We start from the raw sequence: 20,862 nt of genomic DNA, 5'->3' as shown, positions 1-20,862 counted from the left end.
TGAACTGGGTGATGCTGCGGTGCCCGGTTTTGTGGGGCAGGTCGCGGTCGGCGATCTCGACGATCTGCCGGTCGCCGGCGAAAGTGAGTCGGGCGATGGCGCGTTCGGTGTCGGCGGCGACGTCGACGAGCTCGGCATCGGAGCATTGTGTCAGGTCGACGGTCTGCAGTTCGGTGGTGATCCGGTGTAGTTCTTGCACGAGTTCGGAGGCGCGGCTCGACGGCACGACGTCGGAGTTCGAGATCTCGAGCAAGACGGTCACCCCCCGATGCCGTTGTTACGAATGTATGTTCGATCGTACACCTGAATATCAAGGCGTGCATCGATTGTCGATGGAGTTCGTGTGCAAATCTTCTGTCGGTATGCACTGATATAGTGCTGACCCACGTCGGTCCGATGGACCACATCCCTCGGAGATCAGGGCCCGAGGCTGGCAACGGGGTTAGCGTCGAGTCATGCAGCCGTGGATGTGTGTCTTCTGCGCGAACGAGTACGCGCCCGACGCGGACCTTCCCGAGGTCTGTCCGATCTGCGACGACGACCGGCAGTGGATTCCGACAAGCGGACAACAGTGGACCCGACTCGACGAGGACGCCGACAATGCGCTCGACGTCGCCGAGGTCGAGCCGGGCCTCACCCGACTTTCGCTGAGGCCGTCGGTCGGCATCGGCCAGCAGGGATTCCTGGTGGCCACTTCGCAGGGAAACATCCTCTGGGAACCACCGGGTTTCGTCGGTCCCTCTCTCGTCGACCGGCTGGTGGAATGCGGCGGCGTCGCAGCCATCACGGCCAGTCATCCGCACCTCTATGGCGCCAGTGTGTCTCTCAGTCACCGGTTCGGTGGGGTGCCGGTCTACTACAACGATCTCGATCGTCGATGGCTGACCCGGCCGGATCCTGTCGTCGAGTTCTGGTCCGGCGACGCCGAGATCCTCAACGGGGTGCGAATCATCCAGTGCGGCGGGCATTTTCCGGGTAGCGCGGTCCTGCACCTGCCGGGTGCCGCCGACGGTCGGGGAGCGTTGCTGACCGGCGACACGATCAAAGGCGTCATGCAGCCGGGGATGGTGACCTTCATGCGCAGCTACCCGAACATGATCCCGTTGTCGCCCAGACTCGTTCGTCAGATCGCCGACCGGGTCACGGCACTACCCTTCGATCGACTGTACGACGCGTTCGGCGTCGTCGTCGACGAGAACGCACGCGAGGTCGTCGAGACGTCGGCCCGCCGCTACATCGGGTGGGCCACCGACGAGACCGTCGATCCCGACGATCCGTACGCCGATCGGTGACGGCTCAGGCGTCCGGATAGCCCGTCGGGTTTCCCGACTGCCAGCGCCAGGTGTCGGCGCACATGTCGTCGATCGTCTTGGTGGCGTGCCAGTTCAGGTCGGCGTTCGCGCGGGTGGGATCGGCGTACGACGCGGCGATGTCACCGGGCCGGCGCGGTGCGATCTCGTACGGAATCGGCTTGCCGCTCGCCTTTTCGAAAGCGTGCACGACTTCGAGGACCGAAACGCCTTGTCCGGTTCCGAGGTTCCACGTCGACATGCCGGTATGACCAGTGCTGATGCGGTCCAGTGCGGCGACGTGTCCGGCCGCGAGGTCGTCGACGTGGATGTAGTCGCGAACGCCGGTGCCGTCCGGGGTGTCGTAGTCGTCGCCGAAGACCGACAACTTCTCGCGCCGGCCCACGGCGACCTGCGCGACGAATGGCATCAGATTGTTCGGGATGCCCGACGGGTCCTCACCGATCTGACCGCTCGGGTGCGCACCCACCGGGTTGAAGTAGCGCAGCGCCGCGATCCGCCAGGCGTCGGAACTGGCCGCGACGTCGCGCAGCACCTGCTCGATCATCACCTTGGTCCAGCCGTACGGGTTGGTCGCCGACGTCGGGAGGTCCTCGGTCATCGGCAACTCGGGGTCGGCGCCGTAGACGGTCGCCGACGACGAGAAGACCAGCGTGTGCACGTTGTGGCGTTCCATCGCCCGCAACAGCGAGAACGTCGTGCCGAGGTTGTTCTGGTAGTAGTCCAGCGGCTTGGCCACCGACTCACCGACCGCCTTGTACCCGGCGAAGTGGATCACCGCGTCGACGTCCTCGTGGGCGAAGAAGTGCTCGGTCTTGTCCACGTCCGCGAGGTCGAAGGCGTGTACCGGGATGGAACGACCGCTCAAGGCCTCGAGCCGACCGACGACCGTGGGCTTGGCATTGCTGAAGTCGTCGACGATGACGACGTCATGTCCGGCGGAGACCAGCTGGATCACGGTGTGCGAGCCGATGTAGCCCGCGCCGCCGCTCACGAGTACGCGCATGTGAACACCGTAGGGGGCGGAACTGCGAGAACGCCAAACGACCGGCCGCGAACTAGCCCGTCACCCGCTCGGTGGCGGCGTATTTCTGTTCGACGGCGTCTTTGGCGGGTTGCCACCAGCTGGTGTTGTCGCGGTACCAGTCGATGGTGGCGGCCAGGCCGGCGCGGAAGTCGACGTAGTCGGGTTGCCAGCCGAGTTCGGTGCGCAGGCGGGTGGAGTCGATGGCGTAGCGGCGGTCGTGGCCGGGGCGGTCGGTGACGAAGTCGAAGGCGTCGGCGGGCTGGCCGAGGAGTTCGAGGATGGTTTCCACGACGGTGCGGTTGTCGACCTCGCCGTCGGCGCCGATCAGATACGTTTCGCCGATCCGACCCTGGTCGATGATGGTCCACACCGCGTCGTTGTGGTCGTCGACGTGGATCCAGTCGCGCACGTTGCGGCCGTCGCCGTAGAGCTTGGGGCGTACCCCGCAGAGCACGTTGGTGATCTGGCGGGGGATGAACTTCTCGATGTGCTGGTACGGGCCGTAGTTGTTGGAGCAGTTGGAGATGGTGGCGGCCACGCCGAAGGAGCGCACCCAGGCGCGCACGAGCAGGTCGGAGCCGGCTTTGGTCGCCGAGTACGGGCTCGAGGGGTTGTAGGCCGTCTGCTCGGTGAAACGCGCCGGGTCGTCGAGGTCGAGGTCGCCGTAGACCTCGTCGGTGCTGATGTGGTGATAGCGCACCTGATGGGCGCGGACGGCTTCGAGCAGGGTGTAGGTGCCCACCAGGTTGGTGTGCACGAACGCCGAGGGGTCGGCCAGGGAGTTGTCGTTGTGGGATTCGGCGGCGAAGTGCACCACCAGATCGGCCTCGCCGACCAGTTGGTGGACCAGGGCGGCATCGGCGATGTCGCCCTCGATCAGCTCGACCCGGTCGGCGACCCGAGCCAGGGTCTCGGGATTGGCGGCGTAGGTGAGTTTGTCCAGCACCCGGATCGAACACTCGGGGCGGGTGGCCAGCGTGCGCAGCACGAAGTTGGCGCCGATGAAACCGGCACCACCGGTCACGAGAACACGCACGTCGATCCTTCCGCCTGAGGTATTCGTCGACGCAACTCTACCGAGATCGGCACCCCGACCCGAGGTGACGAGCTTGCCACGCGGATGGGGACCGGCCAGGGCCCCCGGGTGGGCGCGCAGTGAGCCGGAGCGTCGGGCACTAGGCTGTGGCGCATGCGAGGGATCATTCTGGCCGGCGGTACGGGCTCGCGCCTGCACCCGATCACGCAGGGTGTGAGCAAGCAGCTCGTCCCGGTCTACGACAAGCCGATGATCTACTACCCGCTCTCCACGCTGATGCTCGCCGGTATCCGCGACATCCTCGTCATCACCACCCCGCACGACGCGCCCGCCTTCCAGGGACTGCTCGGCAACGGCGACCAGTTCGGTATCAACCTCACCTACAAGACCCAACCCTCGCCCGACGGCCTCGCCCAGGCCTTCACCCTCGGCGCCGACCACATCGGCGACGAGTCGGTCGCACTCGTGCTCGGCGACAACATCTTCTACGGACCCGGTCTCGGCAGCCGGTTGCAGGGTTTCGAGAACGTCGACGGCGGAGCGGTCTTCGCCTACTGGGTGTCCAATCCGGAGGCCTACGGTGTCGTTGACTTCGACGCCGACGGGACCGCGATCTCGCTGGAAGAGAAGCCGGCACAACCGAAGTCGAAATTCGCGGTGCCCGGCCTGTACTTCTACGACAACGAGGTGGTCGAGATCGCCCGCAACCTGAAACCCAGCGCACGCGGCGAATACGAGATCACCGACATCAACGCCCACTACCTCGAACGCGGCAAACTGTCGGTGACCGTCCTGCCGCGCGGGACCGCCTGGCTCGACACCGGAACCTTCGACAGCCTCCTCGACGCCGGCAATTTCGTGCGCACCGTCGAACAACGCCAAGGCCTCAAGATCGCTGTGCCCGAAGAGATCGCGTGGCGTCGTGGATTGCTCGACGACGACGAGCTCCGTTCTCGCGCGGAGAAACTCCGCAAGTCCGGTTACGGTGACTACCTGCTCGAACTCCTGCAGCGAGGCAAGGGATTCTGAGTACACATCCGACGCGAAAGGCTCATCCATGAAGGTGCGACCGCTCACGATCGACGGCGCGTGGGAACTCACCCCGGTCCAGCACGGCGACGCACGGGGACTGTTCGCCGAGGCGTTCAAGGGGGACCTGCTGGCCGAGGTGATCGGGCACCGCTTCGACCTCGCGCAGGTCAATCTGTCGGTATCTGCCGCTGGTGTGCTGCGCGGTGTGCATTTCGCCGATGTTCCGCCGGGACAGGCGAAGTACGTCACCTGCGCGTCGGGTGCCATCCTCGACGTCATCGTCGACATCCGCGTCGGCTCCCCGACCTTCGGCACCTACGACACCGTCCTGCTCGACGACGTCGACCGTCGGGCGGTTTACCTGTCGGAAGGGCTAGGGCACGCGTTCTGCGCGCTGGCCGACAACTCGACCGTCACCTACCTCTGCTCCACCGGCTACAACCCGTCTGGCGAACACGGCATCAACCCACTCGACCCCGACCTCGCCATCGACTGGCCGACCACCGCGCGGGATGGTTCGCCGCTGGAGTACGAACTCTCCGAGAAGGACACCGCCGCACCCGGATTGCACGAAGCCGCGGCGTCGGGACTGCTCCCGCGCCACGACGACGTGACCGCCTACCTGCGTTCGCTGGCGGACTGAGCGCCGCGGACTCGGGACGACCGCCCGCTCAGCCGGCGGTCGAGCGGCGGAATGCGGTGACCGCCCAGAAGTAGCCGACGATCAGGAACACCACGCACCAGCCGAGTGCCCACGGCCAGCGATCGCTGATGTCGAGTCCCATGAGCAGGCCGCGCAGCGTGTCGGCGATCGGGCTGAAGGGCTGATACTCGGCAAACTGCCGCACCCCGTTCGGCATGCTGTCGGTCGGCACGAGCCCGCTGCCCAGGTAGGGCAGGAACAGCAGCGGCAGGGGCATGTTGCTGGCGCTCTCCGGATTCGGTGCGACGACGCCCATGGCGACGGCGATCCACACCAGGCCGGCCGTCAGCAGGAGCAACAGGCCGCCCGCGAGCAGCCAGTCGAGAGCGTTTGCCTCCGAACGGAAACCGAGTGCGAAGGCGGCGGCGAGCAGGAACAGCACCGCGACGACACCCTGGATCAGGGCACCGACGAAGTGACCGGCGAGGATCGCCGTCGGCGGGGTGGCCAACGAGCGCAGACGATTGATGATGCCCTCGGTGACGTCCTGGTTGACCGAGACCGCCACCGCCACAGTGAGGAACGACGGCACGAAGAGCAGCAGCCCCGGCAGCAGGTAGTTGATGTACTTCCCGTCGAGCGGGCCGTCGGAGGTCAGTGCACTCTCGATCGCGCCGCCGAAGAAGAAGGTCATCATCAGCAGGATGACGACGGGCATCGCGATCGTGGAGAACATCATCGTGGGGTATCGCCGGAGCCGAACGAGGTTGCGGCGAACCATGACCGAGGAATCGGAGAGCGTGAAGGCGAGGGTGGTGGACATCGGATCTCCTAGAGGGTGGCGGCCGACCGGCCGGTGATGGTGAGGAACACGTCGTCGAGATCGGGGGTGTGCACCGAGATGCCGGTGGCCTCGATGCCCGCGGCGTCGAGGGTCGACAGGACGTCGCGGATCGCTCCGATCCCGCCCTCGGAGGGGACAGCGAGGCTGTTCTCCTCCTGCCCGTCGATCGACGACGAGAACGCGCGGCGGGCGCGCTCGCAATTGTCGGCGTCGGCGAAACCGATCCGGATGTGACCTCCGGGCACGAGCTGTTTGAGTTCGGCGGCGGTGCCCTCCGCGACGATCCGGCCGCGATCGAGGACGGCGATGCGGTCGGCGAGATGGTCGGCCTCTTCCAGGTATTGCGTGGTGAGGAAGATGGTCGTGCCCCGGGCGACGAGTCCGCGGACGGTCTCCCACACGGTGCGGCGAGAGCGGGGATCGAGGCCGGTCGTCGGCTCGTCGAGGAAGATGATCGACGGTTCGCCGACGAGGGTCATCGCGAGGTCGAGGCGGCGGGTCATCCCGCCGGAGTACTCGGCGACGCGGCGGTCGGCGGCGTCGACGAGGTCGAAGTCGGCGAGTAGCTTCTCCACTCGCTCGTGGGCCTGGTGTTTCGGCAGATGCCGGAGTCGGGCGACCATCGTGAGGTTCTCGCGTCCGGTGAGCAGCGTGTCGACGGCAGCGAACTGGCCGGTCAGGCCGATCCGGGCGCAGATCGCATCGCGGTCGGAGGCGGGATCGAGTCCCGCGATCCGTATCTCGCCCGAGTCCGGCTGTGCGAGCGTGGACAGGATCTTGACCGTGGTGGTCTTTCCGGACCCGTTGGGGCCGAGTAGGGCGAACACGCTGCCGGCGGGCACCGAGATGTCGATACCGTCGAGAACCGTGTTGTCTCCGAAGGCCTTTCGAAGACCGGAGGCACTGATGGCGGGTTGATCGGACATTGCTGTTCCTTTCCGTACGAATAAGGACATGCGCATATATGCATGTATTGACAGACGAGCGCCCGATGGGGCGTCGCCGGGATGTTCTGGGGGAGTGGTCGGTTACGGTGAGGCGTTACACGTCGAGGTCTTCGACGTCGGGTGCCAGTGCGGCCGCGGTGCGCTCGAAGAACCTCTCGGGCACGAGTTTTCGCAGTCCCTCGATGTCGTCGACGATCTCGACGGTGTAGTCGCCCCAGTCGGGGAGTTCGGCACTGAACAGGCTGCGGACGCTGGGGATGCCGGTGAGGTCCTTGAGCCAGTTGCCGGTCTTCTGCATGCGGGTCACGCCGTAGTTGTTCCAGTCCACGAAGTGGATCGACAGCACGATCTTGCCGGTGCGTCCCTCGTAGGCGGTGAGTTTGGTTGCGTTGCCGGTGTTCTCGTCGTACTCGGTCTCCTCGGCGAGGGGTCGACCGAAGAACCGTTTCCGACGCACGCCGTCGGGTCCGTCCCGGAGCACGATCTCGTCGTACCCGGCGTCGCGATAGTCCGCGGCCCGCACATACGCGCGGAGTGCCTCGACGACGGCGCCGGAGAGGTTACCGCCCGACACCTGCTGAGCGCGTTCGAGGACGGCGATGTCGTCGTCGGAGACGTAGATGGTCTTGTTGGGCATGAACCCACTATAAGTAGACGTATACGTAGACGCAAGGGGTGCGTCGAACTCGGATCTTCCGGCGACTTATGCCCGATCAGTCCTCGGGGGCCGCGTCCTGACCGGGCCTGTTCTGGTTCTCGGCGTTCTGCAGCGCGACGGCGCGCGCGAGCCGTGCGTACTTCACCTCGAGGTCGCGGAACCGCAGGTACGTCGACACCGTGGTGAACGCGAAGGCGATGACCAGCAGGAACAGCACGAGGTCGAGGCCGCGCTGGATGCCGATCTTGTTGGCGACCCAGGTGACGTCGTCCTGGCGCAGCATCGCGTAGAGGCCGAAACCCACGAACGCGACGAACAGGATCTTCACACCGGCCGACGATCGGGCGGTGCCGCGGTTGACGACGAAGAAGCCGACCAGTGCGAGCAGGCCGATGATCGCCAGGATCTGGAACCAGATCATCGACTCCTCACTTCCTCATCCGGGTGTGGAACAGGCCGTCGGCGACGATGTTGACCCCGTTGATCAGCGACTGTCCCTTCGCGCGTGAGTATTCGGTGTAGAGGATCGTGACCGGTTGCTCAGCGACCCGCCACTTGTGATGGTCGATGAGCGCGATGAACTCCGACGCGTGACTCATCCCGCTCATCAGGAGGTCGAGATCGTCCGCGACCCTCTTGTTGAAGACGCGAAGTCCGTTGTGCGCGTCGGACAATCCGAGCCGTCGCGTGCGGGGGCTCAGGAAGACGATGGTGCGCAACGCCATCCGGCGCAGCAGCGGGACCGACTCGCTGCGTCCCTCGGCGAACCGGGTGCCGACGATGATGTCGACCGGTTCGGTCCGCAGGCGGGCGACCATCGCCGACACGTCGTCGACCTGATGCTGTCCGTCGGCGTCGAAGGTGACGAAGAAGCGGGCGCCGGGCTGCTTGCGCGCGTATTCGACGCCGGTCTGGATGGCCGCTCCCTGCCCGAGGTTCACCGGGTGGCGCACGAGGTGGACGCCGGCGGCCCTGATCTCCTCGGCCGAGTTGTCCGACGAGCCGTCGTCGACGCAGACGATGTTGGGGAAGGTCTCGCGGGCCTTTGCCGCGACCTCCCGGATCACCTGCCCCTCGTTGAAGACGGGTACCACCAGCCAGACGTCGGCATTGGTGATGGGTTCGGCCATGGTGAACAACCCTAACCCGGCCGGTCGCGGTACTCCCATTCCGCGGCCTCGGAGAGGAACCGCCCGGCTCGGCCCGGCTAGTCTGGTCGGATGCCGATCGACGTGATGATGCCCTTCTACGGCGACGTCGCGCAGTTCCGCGAGGCCGTGACCAGCGTGCTCGATCAGAGTGACCCGGACCTGCGGCTCGTGGTGGTCGACGACTGCTATCCCGACCCGACGCCCCGCGAATGGCTCGCCTCGCTGAACGACGCGCGTGTCCGCTACCTGCGCAACGACACCAACCTCGGCGTCAACGGGAACTTCCGACGCTGCGTCGAGCTCGTGACCGCCGACTGGTTCGTCGTCATGGGCTGCGACGACGTGATGCACGCCGACTACCTCGCGACCGTCCGCACGTTGACCCGGCATCACCCGGAAGCGTCGGTCATCGCGCCGGGCGTCGACGTCATCGACGAGAACGGCCAGGCGGTGCGTCCGCTGGGGGACCGGATGAAGAGCGTCCTGGCCCCCTCGAACGCGACGGTGCTGTCCGGTGAACGCCTAGCGACCAGCCTGTACCACGGCAATTGGACGTACTTTCCGTCATTGCTGTGGCGGACCGCCGCGGTGCGAGAGGTCGGGTTCCGGCCCGGGCTGGAGATCGTCCTCGACCTCGCGCTTCTCGTCGACCTCGCCGCCGACGACGGATCACTCGTCTACGACCCCGAAGTCGTCTTCTCCTACCGCCGCCACAGTGGGTCGGTGAGTTCGGTGCAAGCCGTCGACGGACGTCGCTTCGACGAGGAGAACCGCTTCTTCGCCGCCGAGGCGGAACGGTGCGCGGCTCGCGGTTGGCCAAGAGCGGCCAGGGCAGCGCGCTTACACGCGACGTCGCGGCTCAATCGCCTGCAAGCGCGGGTGGGGGCGGTGGCAGGCAAGGTTTCGACGGGGCTCAACCGGCGATAGGCCGCCGCAGCACCCCGACCATGTGCACGACGAGCCCCACCAGCGGGCCGACGACGAGCGCGACGCACGTTCTGACCTCGACGTCGGCCGGGATCAGCAGCAACCCGACGGCGACGAGGGTGGCGACCCACCAGCCCGTGGCGTACCAGCGGTGGGCACCTGCGGCGATCGCGGCCGCACCGGTGACGGTCAACAGGGCGAGGCAGGTGGCGCCGGCGGTGAGCAATGCGACGACGATGCCGTCGAGGTCGAAGTCGGCGCCGAAGACCGACCGGAGCAGCCAGGGCCCGACCAGCCACGCGGCCACGATCCCGACCCCGCCGACGATGCCGACGATGCCGAGCGGGGCGGCCAGCGCCGCGAGCCGCCGGTCACGGTGATCGACGAAGCGCGAGATCAGCACGCCCTGGAAGCTGTTGAGCGGCACCAGCAGCGGTGCACGCGTGAGGGTCACCGCCAGAATCAGTGCGCCGATCACCCGGGCCTCGTCGGCGCCGGGGGTACCGCGCAGGTTGGCGGTCAGGTTGATCAGCACGGGGAAGCCCATGACGAGAACGGCACTCGCGGCGGCGGCGGCCATCGCGGTGAGGGTGTTGGTCGTGAGCCGGCGCGGGGGTACGTCTCCGCCGATCCCGACCGCGCGTCGGGCAGCGGGGGACCCGACCAGCAGCAGGCACCACGACACCGAACCGATGACGGTGACGATCAGGAAGGCCGTCGTGCCCCAGCCGGCGGCCACCGCGATGACGGCACCGGCCAGGCGGATCAGTGCGTCGACCGACAGCAGCACCGCGAACGACGACCAGCTCAGCATCCCGGACAGCGCGCCGCACAAGTGCGCGTACACCGCGAAGCTCGCCACCCCGATCGCCAGCAATGCCACCGACAGCCGGCGTTCGTCGGTGAACACCTCGCCGCTCCACAGCGGTGACGTCGCGGCCACCAGTACGGCGAGACCGGCGCCGATCCCGATGTTCACGACCAGCGGCCGCGACCGGGCCTCACCACCGGATGCCGCGCGCACCGCGCGCGTCGTCTCCTGCAGCTGACCGTTCTGTGCACCGGTGACGAGACCGTAGGCCGCCCAGAACACCGCGAAGACGCCGTACCCGATCGCACCGAGGTGACGTGCGGCCAGCAGCAGCACCAGATAGCCCGACGCGGCGGCGATGAGCGTCGCGACGGTGACGCGTCCCAGCGAACGCGCGTCGGTGTCGACTTCTCCGGCCGCGCCGGAAGGCGTCTCCGGCGTCGGTGCCGGCACGTCCGTCATCGGATCCTCAGGACGGACTGGGGAACGGCGGCAGTTCCGGGGTGAACAGCCAGGCGTCCCACAGGTCCTTGAGCGGTTTCGACGAGTGGTTGGCGGCGAGCGCCATGAAGTCTTCGGTGGTCACCGACCCGTAGCGGTACTTCTCGGTCCAGCGCTGCAGGAGCGCGAAGAAGTCGCCGTCGCCGATTCTCAGCCGCAAGGCGTGCAGGGTGAGCGCACCGCGTTTGTAGACCCAGTCGTCGAACATCTTGCGCGGGGTCGGGTCGGCCAGCGGCACCCGCACCGGGTTCGCATCGAGCTTCTCGTAGTAGTGGCGTGCCCATTCGTCGGCACTGCGACCGCCCGACCGCTGGCTCCACAGCCATTCGGCGTAGCAGGCGAATCCCTCGTGCAGCCAGATGTCGCGCCAGCGTGCCGCGGTCACCGAATTGCCGAACCACTGGTGGGCGAGCTCGTGGGCGATGAGACGGTCGGCGTCCCGGCTGCCGTCGCAGTGGTTCGCGCCGAACGTCGAGAAAGTCTGTGCCTCGATGGGGATTTCGAGCTCGTCGTCGGTGACGACGACGGTGTACTGCGGGAACGGATACGGTCCGAACATCTCGACGAACACCGAGATCATCTCCGTCTGCGGGCCGAAATCGATCCCGAAGTTCTCCTCGAGGCGGGACGGGATGAGGCCGATCACGGGAAAAGGCTTGCTGGCCAACGAGACCTGCTTGTACTGACCGATCTGGATGGACGCGAGGTAGGTCGGCATCGGCTCCACCTGCTGATAGACCCAGGTGGTCTGCGCAGCACGGACCCGCTTGGACTCCAGTACGCCGTTGGCGAGTGCGTGGTACGGGCTGTCGGTGGTGATCGAGATCCGGTACGGCGCTTTGGCACTCGGATGGTCGTCGCACGGGAACCACGACGCCGCGCCGTTGGGTTGGTTGGCGCAGAGTGAGCCGTCGGTCAGTTCTTCCCAGCCGACCTCGCCCCAGGGGCCAAGGATCGGCCGGGGGTTGCCGTGATAGCGGACGGTGATCGTCATCGCCCCGCCGGGCGGCACCGGGGTGTCGGGGGTGATGGTCAGCTTGTGGCGTCGATGGCTGTACCGGGCGCGCTTGTCGTTCACCGAGACCCGCTGTACCGACATCGAGCTGGCGAGATCGAGTGTGAAGCGTCTGAGTTCCCGATGTGACGTCGCGGTCAGGACCGCGGTGCCCTCGAGGCGGTTGCTCGACACCTTGTACTCGAGTTCGAGGTCGTAGCGCGAGATCCGGAAGCCGAGATTTCCGTTGTCCGGCAGGTAGGGATCGAGGACGTCGGACGGTGCACCCAGGAAGGGCTCCCCGGCGTGCCCCCGTGACCCAGGGCCAGACTTTCCCGGCACTCTCGACTCCTACTCCGTTCTGCCGTATGGCATGTTCGCCGCTGCTGCCGGCCGCGTCATCGGACGCCGACGATGCGGTTCCTTTGGTCACGGTGCGGTTGCGGTTGATGACTCGATTTCGGCGTATCACCCGCGACGAGGTCTCGTCGTCGCGGACACTGTGAGAGTACCTGGCGGCGGGGAACCAGGCCCGCCCGACGATGCGAGGAGCAGCATTATGACCGGATTCGGCAGTGTCGCGCAGTTTCTCGCGCGACTGATACTCGGCATCATCTTCATCGCCCACGGCTGGCAGAAGCTGGTGACACAGGGGATGGACGCCACCAAGGTGGCCTTCGGTCCAGCCGGCATGGACGTGCCCTATCCGGATCTGGCCGCGTACTACGCGACCTGGGTGGAACTGGTCGGCGGCATCCTGCTGATCCTGGGCCTCCTGCTGCCCATCGTCGCCACGTTGCTGATCGCGGACATGATCGGTGCGATCGTCTTCGTTCATTGGGATGCGGGATTCTGGAACACCGACAGTGGTTACGAATGGCCGCTGGCCTTGATCGCCGGACTGCTGGCGGTGGGATTCACCTCGGCCGGACGCGCAGCCGCGGACAGCTACCTCCTGCGGCGACGCCGCCGACGGACCGAGGTGGTCTGAGACGTCGACGATAGACAGGATCGCCACTTCCGTGCAGCTGCGCCGGCCCGAACAGCGCGGCTGGGCGGGAGTGGCGAGATTCTGCGATGCGTCAGGCGATCGCGAAGCCGTCGATGGTGGCCGAGCTCCGTGACGCCCTGTCCGTGTCGGCCAGTTCGGCCACCAGACGCGAGATCACGGTCCGTTCCTCGTCGGCGTGGTGGAGCCCCACCCCGTCGATGACGCCGGGGGTGAGGATCGCCAGGGGGTCGGTGTCGTGCCGGTGGATCACCGCGGCACCGAGAAGGCGCTGTGCCTGAGCGGGATCGACGTCCCAGAGGGCATCGGCGGTCATGAGGTAGAGGCGGATGGCCGGCGGATAATCGTGGAGGTTCACGAGTGCCCAGGCCCAGTGTTTGGCGACGTCGACGGTGTCGGCCTCCCCGCGACCGTGGGTCCGCACGTACTTGCCGTGCAACTCGCTGCAGAGGTAGTTGGCGTCCATCCACAACTGCAGCTGGGACATGCATCGGACGCAGTCGTGCAGATTGGACAGGTACTTCGTCGAGTACGGTCCTTCGCGTCGTGCTCTGACCTCGCGGAGCACGGAGAACGCGGCCAGCGCGTGCTCGTATTCGCCCGCGGCGAGGAGGGCTTCGGCCTCGGCCTGCAATTCCTCGATCATCTTCGACATTCTCGCCGATCCCACGGACGGTCACCGGCGCTTTGCCCGAACTGGGACCACCCGAGGTCACGTGTACCGGACAAGTCCGCGGAACTCTGGCACACGCCCCGTTCGGCTGGCATCGTGGCAAGGGTGAAGGACGATATCGGCAGCACCCCGGAAGGCTCCGACGGCGAGTTCAGCCTCGACCAGGACGACCAGCTCCAGCCGGAGGACACCCTGGTCGACCGCGGCGTCGACGACGTCCTCGACGAGGGCTACTCGCCACCCGACTACCCGCCCAAGGCGGCGATCCACGGACTCACGGTCCGCGAGCAGGCGGAGGGGGAGACCCTCGACGAGCGGCTGGCCGAGGAGGAGCCCGACGTCGGTGCGGTCGATCCGCTCGACGAGATCACTGCCGACGAGCACGCCCGAACCGATTGGCGTGCGCACGATTCCGATCGCAGCGACGAGTTCGACGAAGGTGACGAGGTCGGTGACCGGCGGGCCGGCCGGCTGATCGCTCCGGACGAGGGATCGGGGATCGACACGGAGGCCGAAGCAGTGGCTGCGGATGCGGGTATCGACGGCGCCGCGGCCTCGGCCGAGGAGGCCGCGGTGCACTACATCTCGGATCAGGAGTAGTTCGGCTACTCGGCCGGCGGAGCTTCCCCGAACTGCGCGAGTGTGGCGACGATCTTGTCGCGGATCGCGCTGTCGTCGAGTCCGAGACCGGTGAGCGCACCGGCCACCGGATCGTCGGCGAACAGCCCGAGCAACAGGTGTTCGGTGCCGACGTAGTTGTGACCGAGGTCGACGGCGATGCCGACGGTCGCCTCCAGGACCGCCTTGGCGGCGGCGTCGTAGGGCACGACGGACGATGCCTCGGCATCCGGGACGTCCCGCGGCGCCGGGACGAGTTGTGCCACGGCATCGGCGAACGCATCGGGGTCGACGCCGAACTCCCGCAGCACGACGAAGACGAGGGCCTGCGGCTCGGCGGTCATGGCAGCTGCCACGTGGGCGGGGGTCACGTACTCGGCTCGATCGGCGGCCGCCGCACCGTTGGCCGCCATCAGGACGTTCGCCGCGCGGGGCGTGAACCGCGAGAACGGGTTCGACTCGCCGGCCAGGCCGCCGTCGGTGCCGCCGGCGGCCGACACCCGGTCGACGAACCGCTTCTGGGCGGCCTGCTTGCTGACGCCCATGCTGGCCCCGATTGCAGTCCACGAAGCGCCCGAGCGGCGCGCCTGGTCGACGAAATGGCCGATCAGACTGTCGGCGACCTCGTCGAGATGAGCCGCGGCCAGTACCGCGTCGGACAGCTGGTCGAGGGGGTCGTCGTGCACCTTGCGGATCGCTGCGATGAGGTCGTCCAGCCGAATGGGAACAGCGTTCTTCGTCATGCGTCAACCGTAGGTTGACGGCCGAACTTCGTCAACCCTTGGTTGACGATCGATCATTCGGCGAATGGGGGGCAAGGCCGGCCATCGTTGACACGGATGCAAACCGTCGTGACGATGGATGCGGAGATCCGCCGAAGACGCCGCCGCACTCCACCGCCTTTGCCACGGGAGGTTTTCCAGTGAGCATCACCGAACCCACCGTCCGCCCGGACCCGAGATCAGATCCCGAGTCCCCGGTTGCCCGGCCTCCGGGTATCGCCACGGCGGACGGTCCCGACACCGTCCGACGGTTTCTCGAGGTGCGGTCGCTGACCGATGCTCTCGCCGAACGACTCTCACCCGAGGACCAGACGCCGCAGTCGATGACCGAGGCGAGTCCCGCGAAATGGCATCGGGCGCACGTGACCTGGTTCTTCGAGGAGTTCATCCTCCGTCGGAACCCGGACTACGTCGTGTACGACGAGACCTTCCGGTACCTGTTCAACAGCTACTACGAAACGGTGGGAGAACGACATCCGCGCCCCGATCGCGGTCTCGTCACGCGACCGGGCGTACGCGACGTGACGCGTTATCGCGAGCACGTCGACGCGGCGATGGTCGAGGCTCTCGAGGCCGGGCGATTCGACGACGCGGCGCTCGAATTGCTCGAGCTCGGCTGCAACCACGAACAGCAGCACCAGGAGTTGCTGCTGATGGACATCAAGCACCTGTTCTCGACGCATGCGTTCGGACCGGTCTACGTCGACCGGGATCCCGACGTGCCCGGGCGGTCCGCGCCGCTCGGCTGGCGGGAGTTCTCCGGTGGGGTGCACGAGATCGGCGCTGTCGGAAGTGGATTCTCCTACGACAACGAGGGCCCCCGCCACCGGGTCCACCTCGAGGACTTCGCGGTGTCCGATCGGCTGGTGACCAACGCCGACTGGCTGGAGTTCATGGCCGACGACGGATATCGGCGTCACGAGTACTGGCTCTCCGACGGGTGGGCGAAGATCCACGAAACCGGTTGGCAGACACCGGGTTACTGGCGTGAAGAGGACGGCCGGTGGACCACCTTCACCCTGTCCGGACGCCGCCCCGTCGTGCCCGACGAGCCGGTGACCCACGTGTCCTTCTACGAAGCCGACGCCTACGCCCGCTGGGCCGGCGCCCGACTGCCCACCGAATTCGAATGGGAGGTCGCGGCCGGAACACTCGGCGACGCGCGGGGCGGGCTTCTCGATCCCGGCCGATGTCACCCAGGCCGGGCCGGCTCCGCGATGGTCGGTGACGTGTGGGAGTGGACGGCGAGCGCGTATCTGCCCTACCCGGGATTCGTCCCGGCGAATGGGGCCGTCGGTGAGTACAACGGAAAGTTCATGTCCGACCAGCACGTCCTGCGTGGCGCGAGCGCGGTGACGCCGCCGGGGCATGAGCGGATCACCTACCGCAACTTCTTTCCCGCTGCGTCGCGGTGGGTGTTCTCGGGACTGCGGCTCGCTCGATGACTCCCGAGCGCGAAGCGCAGCCCAGGACATCCGAGCGCGACGACACGCGTACCGAAGTCGACGAGGCGACGACAGGACTTGCCGCGGACGCGCTTTCGGGTCTGTGGCAGGACCCGCCGACGCTGCCGACCAAGTGGCTCTACGATGAGCGCGGAAGCCGGCTCTTCGATGAGATCACCCGGCTTCCCGAGTACTATCCGACGCGTCGCGAGACCGCGATCCTGCGTGAGCATTCGGCCGACATCGTGGCGGCCACGGATGCCGAGGTGATGGTCGAATTGGGTTCGGGCACCTCCACCAAGACCAGGTTGCTGCTCGACGCGTTCAGTGCCGCCACCCCCGACTCCGAGCGGTTCACCTACGTTCCCGTGGATGTCAGCTCCGAGATGCTCACGACCACAGCCGATGTGCTGGCCGCCGACTATCCGGGCGTCGAGGTCGTCCCGTTGGTCGCGGACTTCACCGAACCCGACCTCCATCTCCCCGACGCCGACGGCGCCCGGCTCGCGGTGTTCCTCGGTGGCACCATCGGGAACTTCGATCCCGAGGCGAGGCGCGAGTTCTATCAGGGTCTGGCGAAAGCGCTCTCGCCCGGCGACTTCTTCCTGCTCGGTACCGACCTCGTCAAGGACACCGGCCGACTCGTGGCCGCCTATGACGACAAGGCGGGCGTCACAGCCGATTTCAACCGCAACCTCATCGAGGTCCTGCGGACGGGACTGGATGCCCGCGGACTGTATGCGGACGACTTCGAACACATCGCGCGCTGGAACCCGGGCGAACATCGCATCGAGATGTGGCTGCGTGCCCGGCGGGACATCGACGCCTACTTCGGCACCCTCGGACGTTCGTGGAAGTTGGCCGCCGGCACCGAGATCCACACCGAGATCAGCACCAAATTCGAACCGCAGGCGCTGCGTGTCGAACTCGAGGAGGCCGGATTCGACGTCGCGTCGTCGTGGACGGATCCGGCCGGCGATTTCCAGCTCACGCTGGGTCGTCGCTGAGGAAAGCCGACGCCGCGTATGCGGAGTGGGTGGTGGAACATGCCGTACCCGGGAAAGTGCCATTTCTGAACTCGCTGAAGAAATCCACCGAGAAGATTACAGTAGAAGAACTGTAGGCATTTCCCGTCCTGAAACATCGAACGGGACACAGGGCGGTTGTGCCTGTCGGGGAGGCTGTTTCGTCAGAGTCCGCGAGTGTCGAAGGGGAATGTCAATGGCAGGGCGAGCTGATCTTCGGGTACGGATTGTTCTATGTTTTTCCGCGATCGTCGCCGCAGTCGGCCTTCAGGTTGCTGCACCGGCAAACGCCACGATCAGTCGGGTGGATATCGATCCAGCCGGCTCGGGGGAACTCTATCGCGTCGGATGTGAGTACGAAGCCGAGGCCTTCTACTGGCCGCCTTATCGCATCAAGGTCTACTTCGAGGTCCGCGATGTGGGCAACAAGGGACCATGGCGAGCACTCCAGACAGCAGAGCAGGGCGATACCTGGGCCACTGCCATGTGGACACCACAGCGAGTGGGGGTCTTTCAGATCCGCGCGAGGCAGGATGGGTCCGTCAAGCACACCGAACTGCTCCGTGTCGCCGGCCGAGGAACTGTCATCGACAACCTGAGCGACGGCGTCTGCTTGCACGTGCCCTACTGACGCGACACGCGTTTGCCGGAGCGCAGGAGTCGTGCTCCGCGATCGCTGATTCGGCAGGCGATTCCCAGCGCGCCTGCACGCGGCGATGAGAGAGGGCCCGACCGGTTCATACCGAGTCCGCATCTGCCGCGTTGTCGCCGAGCAGTTGGCGCACCCGAGGGATCACTCGGGTGCCATAGAGTTCGATGCTGCGCATCTGCTCGGCATGGCCCAGGGTGCCGTGGGAGTACTTCATGTCGAAACGACTCAGCCCGAGCGCCTTCGACGTCGAGGCGATCTTGCGTGCGACGGTCTCCGGCGACCCGACGAACAGCGCACCGTCGGGGCCCGTCGACCGCTCGAAGTCGATCCGGGTGGGCGGCGGCCATCCCCGTTCGCGTCCGATCCGCGCCACGTACCCGCGGTAGTGCGGCCACAACTCGTCGCGTGCCTGTGCGTCGGTGTCGGCGACATGGCCCGGGCAGTGCACGCCGACCGGAAGTACGTCCTGCTCCATCTCGGCGAGCGCACGGTGGTAGAGGTCGACGTAGGGGCGGAAGCGCACCGGGTCACCGCCGATGATGGCGAGCATCAGCGGAAGCCCGTACGACGCTGCGCGGACCACGGATTCGGGGCTGCCGCCCACCGCGATCCAGGTGGGCAGCGGCGGGCTCTCGAGCTGCGGGTACACCGGCTGAGCACGCAAGGGGCCCGCGTCGAGCCGGACCAGGTGACCGGCTCGCCGGTGCGCAGTTCGGCGAAGAGCGCGAGCTTGTCGGTGAACAGTTCCTCGTAGTCGGAGAGGTCGTAATCGAACAGCGGGAACGACTCGGTGAACGAACCGCGGCCGAGGATCACCTCGGCACGGCCCGAGGAAAGCGCGTCGACGGTCGAGAACCGCTGGAACACGCGGATGGGATCGTCCGAGCTCAGTACGGTCACGGCCGAGCCGAGGCGGATGCGGCTGGTGCGGGCGGCGATGGCGCCGAGCACCACCTCGGGTGCGGATACGGAGTAGTCGGAGCGGTGATGCTCACCGACACCGAGGAAGTCGACGCCGACCTCGTCGGCCAGGATCGCCTGCTCGAGTACGTCCCGCAGGGTCTGTGCGTCCGATCGCGGAGTGCCATCGGGCTCGGCGGTGATGTCGCCGAAGGTGTCCAAGCCCAACTCGAGTTCATGCGTGGCCGTGTGCGATTCCATCTCGTCTCTCTTTTGTCCGTTCGTGGCACAACTTCGTATAAGCGGCTAATGGTGCATGCCTGGGGGACGTGCTACTACTTCTCACGGCCACTTTGGCCTGACAGCACGATGCCGAGGGCATGGCTGTGACATGCTTCTATTCGTCGGGGACCATTCGGCATGGTCCTTTTCTTCTAGAAACGGGAGACCTTCAATGTGGGACTCATTCTGGGATTTCATCTGGTACACAGTCGTCATCTTCGCGTTCGTCGCGTACCTGATCGTCCTGTGGCACATCATCACCGATCTGTTCCGTGACAAGAAGGCATCGGGCTGGCAGAAGGCCGCCTGGGTGGTCTTCCTGATCATCTTCCCGTACATCACGGCCATCGTGTACCTGCTCGCGAAGGGCAAGGGCATGGCCGAGCGTCAGCGCGAGGCCTACACGGAGGCCAAGCAGGCCTCCGACGAGTACATCAAGTCGGTTGCGGGAACCTCTCCGACCCAGCAGATCACCGAGGCGAAGGCTCTCCTGGACTCCGGTGCCATCACCCCGCAGGAGTTCGAACACCTCAAGTCGAAGGCACTCGGCGGAGCTGCCTGAGTCACCATGCGGTCGGTGAAACCGGCCTGACGACGACCTGGAGCCGCGGTGATCGGATACCTGTGTAAACGCATCGCGGCCTGGGCTGTCCTCGTCTTCATCGCAACCAATCTGACCTACTTCCTGGCCACTTGGTTTCTCGACCCCCGATCCAACTACGCGATCCGGCGACCTCCGTTGCCGGAGAGCGTCGTCGACGCCACGCTGTCCTCCCACAACCTCAACGACAAGACCCCGCTGGTCGAACGTTGGTGGAACTGGCTGACGGGCGTGGTGCTGCACTGGGATTGGGGGTCGACTCCCGTGGGCGAGAGCGTCAACGCCGAGATCGGATTCCGCCTGGTCTCCTCGGTGCAGCTCCTGGCCGCCGCCACCATCGTCTCCACCCTTCTCGGCATAGCCCTGGGCGTCTACACCGCCCTCCGGCAGTACAAGCTCGCCGACCGTGCCTGGCAGTTCATCTCGATCGCGATGATCAACCTGCCGGTTCCCGTTGTCGGCCTGGGGATCGTGCTGGCCGCCATCTCACTCAACCAATCCCTCGGCCACAGCGTCGTGTTCGTCTCCGGGGCGTCCAGCGTGGGTGTCGAGGGGTTCTTCCCGGTGCTGCTGGATCGCATTCAACACCTCATCCTGCCGACCATCACCCTGGTCGTGATCCAGTACGCGGGACTGCATCTCCTGCAGAGGTCGATGGTGCTCGACACCATCAACGCCGACTACGTACGAACCGCACGTGCCAAGGGACTCACCCGCGGCGTGGCGGTTCGACGACATGCGTTGCGCACGGCCATCATCCCGGTGGCCGTCGGTATCGCCTTCGCGATCCCGGCGGTGTTCACCGGCGCGGTCCTCACCGAGACCATCTTCGGCTGGGAGGGGATGGGCCGGTACTTCGTCACCTCGATCAACACCAACGACATCCACGGTGTCGTCGCGGTCGCCGCATTCGGTGCGCTGGCGACCGCGGTCGGTGCGATCCTCGCCGACCTCGCCGTCGTCTATCTCGATCCGAGAGTGCGGGTGAGCTGAG

General features: G+C 66.4%; 22 protein-coding genes and 2 pseudogenes. 11 read left to right on the top strand and 13 right to left on the bottom strand.

The annotated features are described in order from the left end of the window. Window positions 1-262 (bottom strand): annotated as a pseudogene (locus NWF34_RS15680) (HNH endonuclease); the annotation flags it as partial. 193 nt (window positions 263-455) lie between these two features. On the opposite strand from NWF34_RS15680, the gene NWF34_RS15675 reads away from it, so the two are divergent. Beyond that, window positions 456-1,292, top strand: coding sequence for a hydrolase (locus NWF34_RS15675; protein WP_024500304.1), 837 nt, complete (start codon window positions 456-458; stop codon window positions 1,290-1,292). A 4-nt stretch (window positions 1,293-1,296) separates the two neighbouring features. Here the strand turns inward: NWF34_RS15675 and galE are convergent, their stop codons facing one another. Both galE and rfbB read right to left on the bottom strand, forming a co-directional pair. Further along, the gene (gene galE / locus NWF34_RS15670; RefSeq protein ID WP_024500303.1) at window positions 1,297-2,316 is read right to left on the bottom strand and encodes a UDP-glucose 4-epimerase GalE; all 1,020 of its coding nucleotides are present in this window, start codon (window positions 2,314-2,316) and stop codon (window positions 1,297-1,299) included. A 52-nt stretch (window positions 2,317-2,368) separates the two neighbouring features. Further along, complete coding sequence (gene rfbB, locus NWF34_RS15665) at window positions 2,369-3,373, bottom strand: dTDP-glucose 4,6-dehydratase (protein WP_258325456.1); 1,005 nt, start codon at window positions 3,371-3,373, stop codon at window positions 2,369-2,371. A gap of 153 nt (window positions 3,374-3,526) precedes the next feature. On the opposite strand from rfbB, the gene rfbA reads away from it, so the two are divergent. After that, window positions 3,527-4,402, top strand: a complete 876-nt coding sequence (rfbA, locus tag NWF34_RS15660; protein WP_258325455.1) for a glucose-1-phosphate thymidylyltransferase RfbA — start codon at window positions 3,527-3,529, stop codon at window positions 4,400-4,402. Between the two features lie 28 nt (window positions 4,403-4,430). Next, entirely contained in the window at window positions 4,431-5,048 is a 618-nt protein-coding gene (locus NWF34_RS15655; protein WP_258325454.1) for a dTDP-4-dehydrorhamnose 3,5-epimerase family protein, read from the top strand. Between the two features lie 28 nt (window positions 5,049-5,076). Here NWF34_RS15655 and NWF34_RS15650 read toward each other — a convergent pair whose 3' ends face one another. The 5 genes from NWF34_RS15650 to NWF34_RS15630 form a co-directional block, all read right to left on the bottom strand. Next, a complete protein-coding gene (locus NWF34_RS15650; protein ID WP_258325453.1) occupies window positions 5,077-5,871 on the bottom strand; it encodes an ABC transporter permease in 795 nt (264 codons plus the stop codon). Between the two features lie 8 nt (window positions 5,872-5,879). After that, window positions 5,880-6,818 (bottom strand): ABC transporter ATP-binding protein, encoded by a 939-nt coding sequence (locus NWF34_RS15645; RefSeq protein WP_258325452.1) that lies wholly within the window; start codon window positions 6,816-6,818, stop codon window positions 5,880-5,882. A gap of 115 nt (window positions 6,819-6,933) precedes the next feature. Beyond that, entirely contained in the window at window positions 6,934-7,476 is a 543-nt protein-coding gene (locus NWF34_RS15640) for an EXLDI protein (RefSeq protein WP_024500297.1), read from the bottom strand. Window positions 7,477-7,552: 76 nt separating this feature from the next. Beyond that, a complete protein-coding gene (locus tag NWF34_RS15635) occupies window positions 7,553-7,918 on the bottom strand; it encodes a DUF2304 domain-containing protein (protein ID WP_024500296.1) in 366 nt (121 codons plus the stop codon). Window positions 7,919-7,925: 7 nt separating this feature from the next. After that, the gene (locus tag NWF34_RS15630; RefSeq protein WP_024500295.1) at window positions 7,926-8,627 is read right to left on the bottom strand and encodes a glycosyltransferase family 2 protein; all 702 of its coding nucleotides are present in this window, start codon (window positions 8,625-8,627) and stop codon (window positions 7,926-7,928) included. Between the two features lie 90 nt (window positions 8,628-8,717). Between NWF34_RS15630 and NWF34_RS15625 the strand changes: the two genes are divergently transcribed. After that, a complete protein-coding gene (locus NWF34_RS15625) occupies window positions 8,718-9,575 on the top strand; it encodes a glycosyltransferase (protein WP_258325451.1) in 858 nt (285 codons plus the stop codon). Here the strand turns inward: NWF34_RS15625 and NWF34_RS15620 are convergent. Then, window positions 9,562-10,848, bottom strand: a complete 1,287-nt coding sequence (locus tag NWF34_RS15620) for a polysaccharide biosynthesis protein (protein ID WP_258325450.1) — start codon at window positions 10,846-10,848, stop codon at window positions 9,562-9,564. The two genes, NWF34_RS15625 and NWF34_RS15620, sit on opposite strands and share 14 nt — an antisense overlap. 7 nt (window positions 10,849-10,855) lie before the next feature. Next, window positions 10,856-12,223, bottom strand: coding sequence for a M1 family metallopeptidase (locus NWF34_RS15615; protein ID WP_258325449.1), 1,368 nt, complete (start codon window positions 12,221-12,223; stop codon window positions 10,856-10,858). Between the two features lie 217 nt (window positions 12,224-12,440). Between NWF34_RS15615 and NWF34_RS15610 the strand changes: the two genes are divergently transcribed. Next, the gene (locus NWF34_RS15610) at window positions 12,441-12,872 is read left to right on the top strand and encodes a DoxX family protein (protein WP_258325448.1); all 432 of its coding nucleotides are present in this window, start codon (window positions 12,441-12,443) and stop codon (window positions 12,870-12,872) included. Between the two features lie 91 nt (window positions 12,873-12,963). Here the strand turns inward: NWF34_RS15610 and NWF34_RS15605 are convergent, their stop codons facing one another. Beyond that, window positions 12,964-13,536, bottom strand: coding sequence for a hypothetical protein (locus tag NWF34_RS15605; RefSeq protein WP_258325458.1), 573 nt, complete (start codon window positions 13,534-13,536; stop codon window positions 12,964-12,966). Between the two features lie 132 nt (window positions 13,537-13,668). Here NWF34_RS15605 and NWF34_RS15600 point away from each other — a divergent pair, with 132 nt between their 5' ends. Then, window positions 13,669-14,163 carry a DUF5709 domain-containing protein gene (locus tag NWF34_RS15600; RefSeq protein WP_024500289.1) on the top strand — a complete coding sequence of 165 codons (495 nt, stop codon included), beginning with the start codon at window positions 13,669-13,671 and terminating at the stop codon, window positions 14,161-14,163. Window positions 14,164-14,168: 5 nt separating this feature from the next. Here the strand turns inward: NWF34_RS15600 and NWF34_RS15595 are convergent, their stop codons facing one another. Then, complete coding sequence (locus tag NWF34_RS15595) at window positions 14,169-14,924, bottom strand: Clp protease N-terminal domain-containing protein (RefSeq protein ID WP_258325447.1); 756 nt, start codon at window positions 14,922-14,924, stop codon at window positions 14,169-14,171. Between the two features lie 179 nt (window positions 14,925-15,103). On the opposite strand from NWF34_RS15595, the gene egtB reads away from it, so the two are divergent. The 3 genes from egtB to NWF34_RS15580 all read left to right on the top strand — a co-directional run bounded on the left by egtB (window position 15,104) and on the right by NWF34_RS15580 (window position 18,064). Beyond that, window positions 15,104-16,408 carry an ergothioneine biosynthesis protein EgtB gene (gene egtB / locus NWF34_RS15590; protein ID WP_258325446.1) on the top strand — a complete coding sequence of 435 codons (1,305 nt, stop codon included), beginning with the start codon at window positions 15,104-15,106 and terminating at the stop codon, window positions 16,406-16,408. Continuing rightward, window positions 16,405-17,415 carry an L-histidine N(alpha)-methyltransferase gene (egtD, locus tag NWF34_RS15585; RefSeq protein ID WP_258325445.1) on the top strand — a complete coding sequence of 337 codons (1,011 nt, stop codon included), beginning with the start codon at window positions 16,405-16,407 and terminating at the stop codon, window positions 17,413-17,415. The genes egtB and egtD overlap by 4 nt, the downstream gene beginning before the upstream one ends. A gap of 214 nt (window positions 17,416-17,629) precedes the next feature. Beyond that, on the top strand, window positions 17,630-18,064 hold the full coding sequence (locus tag NWF34_RS15580; protein ID WP_258325444.1) for a hypothetical protein: 435 nt from the start codon (window positions 17,630-17,632) through the stop codon (window positions 18,062-18,064). Between the two features lie 106 nt (window positions 18,065-18,170). On the opposite strand, the pseudogene NWF34_RS15575 reads toward NWF34_RS15580, so the two are convergent. Next, window positions 18,171-19,246 (bottom strand): annotated as a pseudogene (locus NWF34_RS15575) (LLM class flavin-dependent oxidoreductase). A gap of 193 nt (window positions 19,247-19,439) precedes the next feature. On the opposite strand from NWF34_RS15575, the gene NWF34_RS15570 reads away from it, so the two are divergent. Beyond that, the gene (locus NWF34_RS15570) at window positions 19,440-19,829 is read left to right on the top strand and encodes an SHOCT domain-containing protein (protein WP_024500283.1); all 390 of its coding nucleotides are present in this window, start codon (window positions 19,440-19,442) and stop codon (window positions 19,827-19,829) included. 48 nt (window positions 19,830-19,877) lie between these two features. Then, complete coding sequence (locus NWF34_RS15565) at window positions 19,878-20,861, top strand: ABC transporter permease (RefSeq protein WP_258325443.1); 984 nt, start codon at window positions 19,878-19,880, stop codon at window positions 20,859-20,861. Window position 20,862 lies beyond the last annotated feature (1 nt).

This window comes from Gordonia sp. GONU (assembly GCF_024733855.1).
Taxonomy (GTDB): Bacteria; Actinomycetota; Actinomycetes; order Mycobacteriales; family Mycobacteriaceae; genus Gordonia; species Gordonia amicalis.
Note: the sequence above shows the minus strand (reverse complement) of the source record. Positions and strands in the feature narration are given on the sequence as shown.